The 12,190-nt window shown below is 45.9% G+C and carries 11 protein-coding genes; 10 read left to right on the top strand and 1 reads right to left on the bottom strand.

All coding sequences use genetic code 11. The features are described from left to right. Positions 1–78: 78 nt before the first annotated feature. From NE665_RS02680 to ftsX (NE665_RS02655), 6 genes are all read left to right on the top strand, one after another. Positions 79–945, top strand: coding sequence for a YitT family protein (locus tag NE665_RS02680; RefSeq protein WP_117442138.1), 867 nt, complete (start codon positions 79–81; stop codon positions 943–945). Between the two features lie 509 nt (positions 946–1,454). Further along, positions 1,455–2,144 (top strand): cell division ATP-binding protein FtsE, encoded by a 690-nt coding sequence (gene ftsE, locus NE665_RS02675; protein WP_009270655.1) that lies wholly within the window; start codon positions 1,455–1,457, stop codon positions 2,142–2,144. After that, a complete protein-coding gene (gene ftsX / locus NE665_RS02670) occupies positions 2,137–3,033 on the top strand; it encodes a permease-like cell division protein FtsX (protein WP_117442139.1) in 897 nt (298 codons plus the stop codon). Before ftsE (NE665_RS02675) ends, ftsX (NE665_RS02670) begins: the two co-directional genes overlap by 8 nt. Continuing rightward, complete coding sequence (locus NE665_RS02665; RefSeq protein ID WP_117442140.1) at positions 3,030–4,427, top strand: M23 family metallopeptidase; 1,398 nt, start codon at positions 3,030–3,032, stop codon at positions 4,425–4,427. Before ftsX (NE665_RS02670) ends, NE665_RS02665 begins: the two co-directional genes overlap by 4 nt. A gap of 61 nt (positions 4,428–4,488) precedes the next feature. Further along, positions 4,489–5,178 carry a cell division ATP-binding protein FtsE gene (ftsE, locus tag NE665_RS02660; protein ID WP_009270654.1) on the top strand — a complete coding sequence of 230 codons (690 nt, stop codon included), beginning with the start codon at positions 4,489–4,491 and terminating at the stop codon, positions 5,176–5,178. After that, complete coding sequence (gene ftsX, locus NE665_RS02655; protein WP_117442141.1) at positions 5,171–6,073, top strand: permease-like cell division protein FtsX; 903 nt, start codon at positions 5,171–5,173, stop codon at positions 6,071–6,073. The genes ftsE (NE665_RS02660) and ftsX (NE665_RS02655) overlap by 8 nt, the downstream gene beginning before the upstream one ends. A 97-nt stretch (positions 6,074–6,170) precedes the next feature. On the opposite strand, the gene NE665_RS02650 is transcribed toward ftsX (NE665_RS02655), so the two are convergent. After that, a complete protein-coding gene (locus NE665_RS02650) occupies positions 6,171–6,296 on the bottom strand; it encodes a hypothetical protein (protein WP_256302449.1) in 126 nt (41 codons plus the stop codon). Between the two features lie 86 nt (positions 6,297–6,382). Here NE665_RS02650 and NE665_RS02645 point away from each other — a divergent pair, with 86 nt between their 5' ends. The 4 genes from NE665_RS02645 (at position 6,383) to yaaA (ending at position 12,087) form a co-directional block, all read left to right on the top strand. Next, complete coding sequence (locus tag NE665_RS02645; RefSeq protein WP_117442142.1) at positions 6,383–7,864, top strand: S41 family peptidase; 1,482 nt, start codon at positions 6,383–6,385, stop codon at positions 7,862–7,864. Then, positions 7,854–9,830 carry an excinuclease ABC subunit UvrB gene (gene uvrB / locus NE665_RS02640; protein ID WP_178760182.1) on the top strand — a complete coding sequence of 659 codons (1,977 nt, stop codon included), beginning with the start codon at positions 7,854–7,856 and terminating at the stop codon, positions 9,828–9,830. Before NE665_RS02645 ends, uvrB begins: the two co-directional genes overlap by 11 nt. A gap of 15 nt (positions 9,831–9,845) precedes the next feature. Beyond that, complete coding sequence (locus NE665_RS02635) at positions 9,846–11,030, top strand: AI-2E family transporter (protein ID WP_117442144.1); 1,185 nt, start codon at positions 9,846–9,848, stop codon at positions 11,028–11,030. 310 nt (positions 11,031–11,340) lie between these two features. Continuing rightward, positions 11,341–12,087 (top strand): peroxide stress protein YaaA, encoded by a 747-nt coding sequence (gene yaaA, locus NE665_RS02630; protein WP_117442145.1) that lies wholly within the window; start codon positions 11,341–11,343, stop codon positions 12,085–12,087. The last annotated feature ends 103 nt before the right edge of the window (positions 12,088–12,190 follow it).

Genomic DNA, 12,190 nt, shown 5'->3' with positions numbered 1-12,190 from the left:
AAGCGGATATTGCACAGATACTGTATAGAGGTATCCAATCTATAAAATATAGGAAAGCAGGAAAGCGAGGCATGGCATATGCAAAATCATAATAAAAAGGATCAGATGATAGAAATCATCAGCATAATTATGGGAAATTTTATCATAGCGGCAGGTGTTACCTTCTTCATTCTTCCGCTGGACATCCTTTCGGGAGGTGTTGCAGGAATCGCTGTCGCGCTGCAGCCGATTTTTAATCTTTCTCCGCGTCTGGTCATCAATGGACTGACCATCGGCTTGTATTTACTGGGAGCGGTTCTGCTGGGAAAACGCTTTGCGTTAAAAACGATTGTGTCTACCATCGTGTATCCGCTCTTTATCTCTGTGCTTGGTATGCTTTGGCCGGATGTTCAGGTGACCGGCAATCCGCTGCTGGCATCCATTTATGCAGGGGTATGTACAGGAATCGGAATAGGACTGGTATACCGTGTCGGCGGCAGTACCGGAGGTATGGACATTCCCCCGCTGATCATTAACAAATATACGAAGATTGCACTGCCGACGCTGGTGATGTGCATCGACGGTGCTACGGTTCTTTTAGGAGCGAGTGTATATGGTGTAGAGGCCGCCATGATCGGGCTTGTTTCCGTGTGGGTATGCGGACAGCTGATTGATAAAGTTATTACCATGGGCTCTCACGAGGCCAAAAACGTCATGATCATTTCGGATAAATTTGAAGAGATGATGCAGGTGATCTATCAGAATATCAATCGCGGAGCAACGATTCTGCATGCCGAGGGCGGCTACACCCGAACAAGCAAGCCGGTTATCATGATGGTGGTAGTGAAAAAGCAGTTCTCCGAACTGAATCATATCATAGCAGAGGTCGATCCGGAAGCATTCGTCATTGTCAGCGATGTGAATGAGGTACAGGGAGAAGGCTTCACCTATCAGGAACAGCTGTAGCAGGAATACTTCCAGCTAAGAAATCTGGTAGTTAAGAGAAATTCCTGACGCTGAGCAGCTTCATGGCAGAATTCAAGACTGCTGAAAAAATACGAAACATCAAGAATGGGATTGCTATGAAAATGGTTTCCCATTTTTTGTATACATATATGTCAAATGTGGTGATTCGTACCCTATATTTGCGTGGATAGGGAGCAGCTTTGAAGATGTGAGAGGCTACTATGTTCAAAATCTAAAAATTTCATCCTTTTTCAGCAGCTTGTTTGAAGCCCTCTTATGTATTGCATAGGAAACACCCGGAAAACACAGTCCTTTTCTGTCTAAGCGAGGACATGGCATCCCAGTTAGAAAACTGAGCATTTGTCATAAACTTCGCATAGCTGACAGGTAATGTTTTCTATCTATCATAACTTTTGTGTCGGTATTTTGAAATTGTAAGAATTTTACATACGACAGACACTGTCAACGGTGTCGATTTATGTTATAATGTTAGCCAAAGGAGTGATGAAATGATCCTCTTAAAAAATGTATCCAAATCATATAGGAATGGGGTTCACGCACTGCGTGATATCAATCTTGAAATAGATGAAGGTGAATTTGTTTATATCATCGGTCCGACAGGGTGTGGAAAGTCCACACTGATCAAGCTGCTGGACGGAGAAGAGCTTCCGGATGCGGGAGAGGTATATGTTGCGGAAACAAACGTGGGAAAGCTGCGTCACTCCCGTGTACCCTTTTATCGCCGCAATATCGGTGTCGTGTTTCAGGACTTCCGCCTGCTTCCGAAAATGACAGTCTTTGAAAATATTGCATTTGCTCTGGAGGTGCTGGCGCTGGATAAGGTTACGATTCGACGGCGGGTACGTGAAATTCTGGAGCTGGTATCCCTTCAGGATAAGGCAAAATCTTTCCCGGATCAATTATCCGGAGGACAGCAGCAGCGTGCTACCATCGCCCGGGCCATCGCCAATCATCCCAAGGTGCTGATCGCGGATGAGCCGACAGGAAACCTTGACCCTGAGAAATCGATGGAAATCATCGAGCTGCTGGATAAAATCAACAAGGTGGAGGGGACGACCATCGTAATGGTTACGCATGACTCCACACTCGTGAATACATACAAAAAACGCACGATAGCGCTGGAGGACGGTTTTATCGTTGCGGATATCGCGAAAGGCGGATATATACATCATGATTAGTTTTATACAAAGTCTTCCCAAGCATTTCATGACGGCGCTCCGCAATCTGGGCCGTCATATGGCGATGACATTGTCCAGTGCCTCTGCTGTGGCAGTAACGCTGACACTGATGACTTTGTTTCTCGTGCTTGCGGCCAACATGAACAGCTTTGCGGATCATGTGGAAACAAATCTGAAAATTCATGCTTCTATTGATTCCCTGCAGAAGCAGGATGAAATTGAACACATGGAAAAGCTGATCAAAGGAATCTCCGGTGTGAAAACAGTGGAATTCTCCAGCAAAGAGGATGAGCTGAACATCCTGATTGAGGAAAGCGGTTCGGTGTTTGAACGCTACAAGGAACGCAATCCGATGCCGAATGTATTCATCGTGGAGGTGGAGAAGGCAACCGATATTCCTCAGATTACAAAAACATTAAACAACATGGAAGGTATTGAAAAGGCGCAGTATGGCGGAGAGAGCATACAGGATATGATTGACACCTTTGAAACGATACGATACGGAGGTGCCATCTTTATACTGGCACTGGGTGTGCTTGCGATATTCTTGATTACCAATACCATTAAAATGACAATTTATACAAGGCAGACAGAAATTTCCATTATGCGAAACGTAGGGGCAGGAAATTGGTATATCAAAACACCGTTCATGTTTGAAGGTATGCTCATTGGAATGATCGGGGCATTGATTCCTGTGATTCTGACGATCTTCGGTTATGGCTTCCTTTATGACTTTTTGGACGGACAGTTCATGAGCAGCATGTTCGTTATGCAGAAGCCGTATCCCTTTACCTTGCAAATTGCAGGGGTGCTCTTACTGAGTGGAGCTGTTGTGGGCATTATCGGAAGCTTTTTGGCAGCAACGAAATATTTGAGGTGGCGTCGATGAAATTAAAGAAAACAATAATGTTAGGCTGTGTGGCGGCAATGCTGATGTTGGTGCCGTCACAGAAAACCAGCAGGCTGTATGCGGCAGATTTCGCAGGAAATGAAGAAGCGTGGCTGAATAAGTGCAGTGTTGCTCAGGAAAGTGAGGCAGCTGCCCAGCAGTGTGCGGCCTTTAAGGAATACTATGCGGGATTGAGCAGCTCTTTGGAGGGTGAGGTATCCTCTCTGGATAAGAAAATATCCGCAATCAAAAGCAATATTGAGGAAATAACCTCCGTTATGAAGCAGCTGCAATCCGTGATTGACAGACTGGACAAAAATATCAAAGTCAATGAAGCGAACATCCGAACCATCAATGGGCAGATTGAGAAGCTGAATCTGGAAATTAAAAAGAAACAGAAGGATATCGATCAGCGAAACAAGATCATCACGGACCGTATGCTTGATGAACAGGCCGCGACCGGTACGAATATGGATGTGGAGGTCATTATGGGCTCCAAGGACCTTGTTGATATGATTCGTAAGGTGGATGGTCTTCAACGAATCACAGACAGTGATCAAACGGAAATCAAGAAGCTGCAGGAGGATAAGGCCAAGCTGGATCATCAGAAAAGTGAAAAGAATCGTCTGAAGGCTGATGTGGAAGCGAAGAAAGCCGAAAACGAGAAAAGCAAAAAAGAGACAGAGAAAGTACAGAAGCAGAAAAAGAAGCTTCTGGAGGAATATCGTAAGCAGGAAGCTGAGCTGAATGAAAAGATGCGTTCTACGCAGGTGGATATCGCAAGCATTCAGAACAATATGATCAATATCAATACCTCTGTCGCAGGAAAGCTGAACTTTAGCGGAAACGGTGCGCTTATGATGCCGGTTCGCGGCGGCAGTGTATCTGCCGGTACCTGGTACTATCCGGGCGGCGGTGTTCATCTGGGTCTGGATATGGCAGCTCCCATCGGCACACAGATCGTGGCGCCTGCAGATGGAATAATCCTGTATGCCAATAATCCGGTAGCGACAAACGGCGGATATCTTGGAAACTGGAGCGGTTATCCGGTTGGCGGTGGTAACAGTATCCATATGCTGACACAGGCCGGGGGTACCACGTATGCCATCAGCTTCTTCCATATGTCACAGGAAGGCTTTGCAGTATCTGCCGGTACGCAGGTGAAAAAGGGACAGCTGCTGGGCTTGACCGGAAACAGTGGCAATACATCCGGACCGCACTGTCATATTGAGGTCATCAATCTGGGAAAAATGAGTATATCCTCTGCAATCTCACAATTCCGTTCCTCTGCTGACTTTGCATGGGGCTGCGGCTGGGGCAATGGAGCATTGAGCAGAACCTGTAGCGCTAGCGGTGCCCCTTGTCGCGAAAAACCGGAAAATATCTTCGGGTAAGCTTACCTCCATGGAACGCTGCCCGCTTCGAGCATACTTATGAAAAGTCAGGAGTGATGTTATGATCGTAATGGAAAACGTATCAAAAGAATATAAGAATGGTGTACATGCACTGCGGGATATCAATCTTGCCATTGATGATGGAGAATTTGTGTACATCATCGGACCGACCGGCTCAGGTAAATCTACACTGATCAAGCTGCTGGATGGAGAAGAAATCCCAAATAGCGGTACGGTTATGGTGGAAAATATCAATGTGGGAAAGCTGAAGCATTCCCGTGTGCCGGTTTACCGCAGAAACATCGGGGTCGTATTTCAGGACTACCGTCTGCTTCCAAGGCTTACAATTTTTGAAAATATCGCATTCGCTCTTGAAGTCATCGGCATGAAAAAGGTGGATATCCGCCGCCGTGTGCGAGAGGTGCTGGAGCTGGTATCGCTGGAAGACAAGGCGAAAGCCTTTCCCAATGAGCTTTCAGGAGGACAGCAGCAAAGAGCGACAATCGGTCGTGCAATCGCCAACCATCCAAAGGTGCTGATTGCGGATGAGCCGACAGGGAATCTTGATCCCGACAAATCTGCGGAAATCATGGAGCTGCTGGAAAAAATCAATGAGGTTGAAAAAACAACGGTTGTCATGGTTACGCATGATTCAACGATTGTAGACCGCTTTAAGAAGCGCACCATTTGTCTGGAAGAGGGATATGTGGTTGCGGATATCATGAAGGGGGGCTACCTGAAGCATGATTAGATTTTTCAAGGCGTTCCCAAAATTCATAAAGACGGCCTTTTTGAGTATCTTTCGTCATATCGCTATGTCCTTATCGGCATCCAGTGCCGTTACCATCACCCTGATTCTGTTTTCCGCATTTCTGATGATTGCGGGAAATGTATCTCTGTTTACCACTTCCATCGAGGATGAGCTGCAGATTCATGTGGTTTTAAAGGCAGATGTAAAAACACAGAAGAAAATCGATGAAGCAAGAGACGGTCTGGAAAAAATCAGCGGCGTGCGCAGAGTGACCTTCTCTGATAAGGATCATGAGCTGGAGCTGATGATCAAGGAAAAGGGAAAGGAATTTGAAATGTACCGCGGTAAGGATAACCCGCTGTGCAATGCCTTCTTTGTGTCTGTGAAGGATGCCAATCAAATTAAAACCATCAATGCGCAGATCGAACAGCTGCCCTTTGTGAAGCAGTCTATTTACGGAGGAAGCAGCGTATCCAAAATGATTTCCGTGCTGAATACCATCCGTTCCGGAGGGCTTGTCTTTGTGGGATTGCTGACACTGCTGGCACTCTTCCTGATTTCCAATTCCATTAAGCTGACAATTTATGCAAGAAATGCTGAAATATCCATTATGAGAAACGTTGGTGCGGCAAACTGGTACATAAAAGTTCCGTTTATGATGGAAGGAATGCTCATTGGCTTGATGGGCGCTGTACTGCCTTGCATCTTCACCTATTTCGGTTATCAGTATCTCTACGATATGCTGAATGGTCAGATTATAACCAGTCTGTTTACACTACAGCCGATCATGCCGTTTACACTTCAGATTTGTGGCATTCTGCTATTGGGCGGTATGCTGGTCGGACTTGTGGGAAGCTTTTTCTCCACTACGAAGTATCTGCGCTGGAAGCGCTGATGTCACTGACATAGGAACAACACGAACAATCTAAATCATTGAAATAACGGGACTGCCGACTGTGCATTCCGCATTTATAAGAGCTTTTTTAGGAGCGTTATTGTAAAAGCGGGAAAGCTGCATGGTCAGGATAGTCCTTTTCTTTTTTTGCTTTCTGAAAAACAGCCTTTGAAAAATGAGAACCTTTATGAAAAAGAGAGAAGTTGATTTCATTATCAGCCATGTTCTTTCATCGAAATAGTTATCATCGCACTTAAAATGTGATATGATTATAAACGTAAATCTGTAAAGGACAATGAGGTGTTTTGTATGGCAGAAAAAAAAGTTGTGAGATATAAGCTGGTCAGACATAAGTGGCCGGATGAAATACAGGCAGAGAAAAAGCGCAGACAGAGACGGATGGGAGTTGTTGCCGTATGTATCGTGTGCTTTTTCGGAGGCTTCTTTTTAAACTCCACGCTGCATCAGACTGCGGCAGCCTCCAGGGATGAATTTCAGAAGCTGGAGGAAATCTATTCTATCATGAGCGACAAATTCTACTTTGGAAAGAATCAGAAAAATCTGAATCAGAAGCTGATTGACGGAGCAATCAGCGGTATGGTGGATGCCGGTGGGGATATACATACAAGTTATCTGGATAATGAACAGACAGAAAGCTTCACGGGCTCCATGGAAGGCAGCTTTGTCGGTATCGGTATTCAGTTCTACGGGGTAGATGAATCGACCTTTATCATTGATGAGGTGCTGAAAAATTCACCGGCAGAGGAAGCGGGCTTTTTGATGGGGGATCAGATTTATGCCATTGATGGAACCGTCTGCAGGAATATGACAACGAGCGATGTCAAAGCATTGATCACCAACTCCAAATGTGATGAAATCACATTGGAAATCATTAGAGAAAACAAGCATAAGAAAATCAAGGTGAAGAAAGCAACCGTTCAGGATTCTGTTTACAGCAGTGTTCGTGGAAAAACCGGTATACTGGAGCTTGACACCTTTGCGGAAACGAGCGGAGAAGAGGTCAAAAGCCATTTGGAAAGCCTGAAGAAGGAGGGCTGTGAAAGCCTGATTCTGGATTTGCGGGACAATACCGGCGGTTATCTGAAATCCGCACAGGAAATTGCCAGCTATTTGCTTCCGGACAATACCGTTATCTTCCGTGAGGAAACAAAGGACGGTACGAAGGAGGATTACAAAACAATCAACGGTTATGAGCGATTCAAATATAAGAAAATCGTTGTGCTTGTCAACGGAGATACCGCCAGTGCAGCCGAAGTTCTGACCGCAGCTCTGCGGGAACATCTGGGCGCAACCGTTGTAGGAGAAAAGACATATGGCAAGGGAACAGTGCAGGTGCCGCTCACCTTTAAGGATGGAACCATGTTTAAATATACAACGGCGGAATGGATTACGCCAAAGGGGGAAAAAATAAACGGGAAGGGCATTACACCGGATGTTCAGGTTAAGCTGGATGAAGCATTCTATACGAGTGCACCGGTTTTGAAAAAGGAAGTATATAAGCCGGATACGGTTTCCGCAGCAGCGAAGAGCGCACAGATTTATCTGAAATTCCTCGGCTATGCCGTAGATCGTACGGATGAATATTTCTCTTACGCATCCAGTGAGGCCCTGAAGCAGTATCAGAAAGACAAGGGGATGAAGGTCACAGGAAACATTGATGCAGATACCCTGACCTCTCTGCTTTCCAGCTGTGCGCTGAAATGGCACAGTGAGGAAGCAGTTCTGGATACGCAGATGAAGAAAGCGGTGGAACTTACAAATGGAAACTAAATTATTTGATCTTGTATCAGACTATCAGCCGCAAGGAGATCAGCCACAGGCGATTCAAGAGCTAGTGGACGGCATTCGGGAAGGAAAGAAACAACAGGTACTGCTGGGGGCAACCGGTACCGGAAAGACCTTTACCATATCCAATGTGATTGCGAAGGTCAATAAGCCTACACTGGTATTTGCACATAATAAGACACTGGCAGGACAGTTATATTCAGAGTTTAAGGAATTCTTTCCCAACAACCGGGTGGAATACTTTGTATCCAACTTTGATTATTATCAGCCGGAGGCGTATATTCCAAGCTCTGATACCTATATTGATAAGAATGCGACAACCAATATGGAGCTGGATATGCTGCGTATGGCCGCTGTCAATTCCATTCTGGAACGAAGGGATACGATTATCATAGCCTCTGTCGCATGTATTTACGGTGCCAGCAATCCGGAGCAGTATCGGGAGATGTTTTTCTCGATCCGTGTAGGAGACATCATCGATCGCAAGGAGCTGATGGGAAAGCTGGTCGCAAGACAGTATACGAGAAACGACATGGATATGCTGCGGGGAACCTTTCGTGTCCGCGGTGATGTGATCGAGGTTGCACCGGGTCATACGGATTCCTTTATTCTTCGCATCGAAATGTTTGATGATGAAATTGAACGAATCTGTGAAGTGGATCCTCTGAGCGGCAAGGTTCTGAATGCCTATACCGTTTATGTGGTATACCCGGCAAGTGGTTATGCGACAAAGCAGGAAATCATCAATCGGGCAGCGAATACGATTGAAGAGGAGCTGGCGGATTGCCTTCAGGTATTGGAAAATGAGGGTAAGCTGCTGGAGAAGCAGCGATTGGAACAGCGTGCGCGTTATGATATAGAAGCACTGCGTGAATTTGGTGTGTGCCCGGGTATTGAAAACTACTCCCGTCATATCGATGGCCGTAAACCGGGAGAACGCCCATATACCTTATTTGATTACTTTCCTGACGATTTTTTGCTCGTAGTGGATGAATCCCACGTATCTCTTCCGCAGATTCGCGGCATGTACAATGGGGACCGCGCCCGTAAGGAAACGCTGGTAAACTACGGCTTCCGTCTTCCTTCCGCACTTGACAACCGCCCGATGCGTTTTGAAGAATTTGAGAAAATGATCAATCAGGCAATCTTTGTCTCCGCAACACCGGGGAATTATGAGCTGGAACAGACAAAGGGTGAAATCATAGAGCAGATCATTCGTCCGACAGGCCTTTTGGATCCGGTGGTAACCGTACGTCCGACACAGGGGCAAATCGACGATCTTGTGGATGAAATACGTACGCGCATTGAAAAGAATGAACGGACTTTGATTACTACCCTGACGGTACGTATGGCTGAGGACTTGACCAGCTATCTGAAGGGAATGGATTTCAAGGTAGCATGGCTGCATCATGAGGTCAAAACAATTGAGCGTACGGAAATCATACGCGATCTGCGAAAAGGGAAATACGATGTTCTGATCGGGATCAACCTGCTTCGTGAAGGCTTGGACATTCCGGAGGTTTCTTTGATCACCATTCTGGATGCCGATAAAGAGGGCTTCCTGCGAAGTGAGCGCTCTTTGATTCAGATCATTGGTCGTGCTGCCCGTAATGCTCATGGTCAGGTTATCATGTATGCGGATAAAATAACGGATTCCATGCAAAAGGCACTGGATGAAACTGCGCGCCGTCGTGAAATACAGATTGCCTATAATGAAAAGCATGGCATCACGCCAAAAACGATCATCAAGCCGATTCATGAGGTTGTCCGCAGCAAGGAAACTCAGGAAATGACGGCGAAATATATTGACAAGAAAGCCAAGGTCAGCAAGAAGGATAAGGAAAAACTGCTGGCAAATCTGGAAAAGGAAATGCGGGAGGCCGCAAAGGTGCTGGACTTCGAGCGTGCGGCAGAGCTTCGCGATATCCTATTGGAGCTGAGGAACTCATAAAGAAAGGGGTCTTCTATGTTCACTGAAAAAAATAAAAAAATCAACCGGCTGACACTGAAGCATGTATTGTTTCTGATTACCTATACGATAGCGTTAATCTGGATCATGCTGCATCTGAATGAGGTGTTTGATACGGTATCTATGATCATCGGGATGCTGCGCCCCTTTATCTATGGCATCATGATGGCGTTTGTCTTCAACATCCCGATGAAGTTTTTCCTGAAAAAGCTTCCGGACAGTCTGGGAAGGTGGAAAAAGGCGCTCGCCGCTGTATGCTCGCTGCTGATTATTTTCGGTATTCTTGCCTTTATTGTACGCATTGTAATGCCACAGGTGATCGAAAGTATTGCCGCATTGGCAAATTCACTGCCGGGTTATATCGAGGATGCACAGAAAACGATTACCAGTATGATAGAAAAACAGCAGATTCCGCAGGATGTTCTCAAGCAGGTGGATGCCTATTCCGTGCAGCTGCAGGATACTCTTGTAAATCTTCTGAAAAATGGAATACCGCATCTGATTACGATGGCAAGCGGCTTTGCGAGCAGCCTGGCCAATGTATTTATGGCACTGGTTATTGCGGTGTATCTGACGGTATCCAAGGATAAGCTGCTGGAACAGTCACATCGCTTTCTCTATGCCTTTACCTCTGAGCGAGTGAATAACAATGTGCTGCGGGTCGCTCATCTGACGAATACAACCTTTTCCGCCTTTATTACCGGACAGCTGGTGGAAGCGGTGATTATCGGGGTTTTGTGCTATATCGGCTGTCTGGTTCTTGGCTTTCCATATGCACCGATTCTGGGGGTTATCATCGGCTGTACCAATATCATACCGATTTTCGGAGCGATATTCGGCGTTGTTCTGTGTGCCCTGCTGGTCGCATTTGTCAATCCCCTGCAGGGGGTATTCTTTGTCATTTTTGGTATTTGTCTGCAGCAGTTTGAATCCAATCTGATCTATCCACGTGTCGTTGGAACAAGTGTGGGACTTTCCGGCCTATGGGTGTTGTTTGCGATTACGGTTGGCGGCGGCTTGTTTGGCTTTGCGGGGATGCTGCTGGGATTGCCGGCTTTCTCTGTTATCTATTCTCTGTTGCGGGATGAGATGAATCGCAGAGTACGCTTAAAAAAGGAAAGCAGCAGAAGGAATCAACCTGTGGGGGAAGCCCTGGTGGAATCGGAAGAGGCTCTGCGCTAGAGGCGGTACTGCATATTTTGGTTTAGCTTGCTTTGAAATTATGTATATATAGCGAAAAGAAGAAGTAAAGCTCCTTTGTATTCGGAGCGTTATTTCTTCTTTCCTTTTTTTCGGCTTTATCCATTACGCAACATTATGGAGAAAGAGTCCTTCAGTAGCTATATACCCATTTCGTGGAGCCCTTCAGGATATCTTTTTTCACAGAGCACTTTGCGCATGAGTATAAACAAATCCGCTGCTGCGCGTGCAAACCAATGACGCAGTACAGCTGTCTCTGGTATAATAGACAGGAGAAATGAGGAAGGTATTTATGAAAATAATTTTATCACCGACAAAGCAGATGAAGCCTGTAGACAGAGAGCCGCTGCAGCTTCCACACTTTATCAAGGACAGTGAAATTCTATGTGAAAGGCTGAAGCAGCTTCATGTTGACGAGCTGCGTACTCTGATGAAAATCAATGAGAAAATTGCTATGGAGAATGTACAGCGTTATCGGAGCATGACGTTTTCTCTTACAGGCTCACCAGCGCTGTATACATATAACGGGCTACAGTTCAAGCATATGCGGGTGGAGGAATTTTCACAGGAGGATGTCGCCTATGCACAGGACTGTATCCGGATTTTATCCGGTATGTACGGGGTCCTGCGTCCCATGGATGCAATCCAGCCCTATCGTCTGGAAATGCAGACCCGTTTACCGATTGAGGGATACAGCGATTTATATGCATACTGGGGAGATCGGCTGGCCCATTTTTTATTGCAGGAGGAAGGCGAAAAGCCCTGTATCATCAATCTGGCCAGCAAGGAATACGCCAGGGCTGTGTCCCCTTATCTGAGTGAAGGGAGTACCTATACGGTGACTTTTCTTATAGAGAAAGCTGGCAAACTGAAAACGGAATCCACACAGGTGAAAATGGCAAGAGGAGCGATGGTAAATTGGATCATTACACAGCGTATATCCAGTATAGAGGAGCTTATCGCTTTTCATGCGGACGGCTATGTCTTCCATGAAGAATTATCCAGCGCGACGGAGCTGGTATTTGTGAAGCGAAAATAAGGTAAATGCTGGCATATTTCAATAAAATATGGAATCCTGCTGCTCTTTTTCAGGTAAAAAAGGAAAGAAATTCATGAAATTTTGTAAGAAAATGATTGCGACT

The organism is Clostridium sp. DFI.1.208 (genome assembly GCF_024463855.1).
GTDB lineage: Bacteria > Bacillota_I > Bacilli_A > Erysipelotrichales > Erysipelotrichaceae > Clostridium_AQ.
The sequence above is the reverse complement of the archived record's forward strand: the minus strand, read 5'-3'. Positions and strand labels throughout refer to the sequence as shown.

Excerpts from the sequence above, each read along its gene's own strand:
- NE665_RS02665 (WP_117442140.1), top strand. The coding sequence starts at position 3,030 with ATGAAATTAAAGAAAACAATAATGTTAGGCTGTGTGGCGGCAATGCTG.
- ftsX (WP_117442141.1), top strand. The coding sequence starts at position 5,171 with ATGATTAGATTTTTCAAGGCGTTCCCAAAATTCATAAAGACGGCCTTT.
- yaaA (WP_117442145.1), top strand. The coding sequence starts at position 11,341 with ATGAAAATAATTTTATCACCGACAAAGCAGATGAAGCCTGTAGACAGA.
- ftsX (WP_117442139.1), top strand. The coding sequence starts at position 2,137 with ATGATTAGTTTTATACAAAGTCTTCCCAAGCATTTCATGACGGCGCTC.
- ftsE (WP_009270654.1), top strand. The coding sequence starts at position 4,489 with ATGATCGTAATGGAAAACGTATCAAAAGAATATAAGAATGGTGTACAT.
- NE665_RS02650 (WP_256302449.1), bottom strand. The coding sequence starts at position 6,296 with ATGGCTGATAATGAAATCAACTTCTCTCTTTTTCATAAAGGTTCTCAT.
- uvrB (WP_178760182.1), top strand. The coding sequence starts at position 7,854 with ATGGAAACTAAATTATTTGATCTTGTATCAGACTATCAGCCGCAAGGA.
- NE665_RS02635 (WP_117442144.1), top strand. The coding sequence starts at position 9,846 with ATGTTCACTGAAAAAAATAAAAAAATCAACCGGCTGACACTGAAGCAT.
- NE665_RS02645 (WP_117442142.1), top strand. The coding sequence starts at position 6,383 with ATGGCAGAAAAAAAAGTTGTGAGATATAAGCTGGTCAGACATAAGTGG.
- NE665_RS02680 (WP_117442138.1), top strand. The coding sequence starts at position 79 with ATGCAAAATCATAATAAAAAGGATCAGATGATAGAAATCATCAGCATA.
- ftsE (WP_009270655.1), top strand. The coding sequence starts at position 1,455 with ATGATCCTCTTAAAAAATGTATCCAAATCATATAGGAATGGGGTTCAC.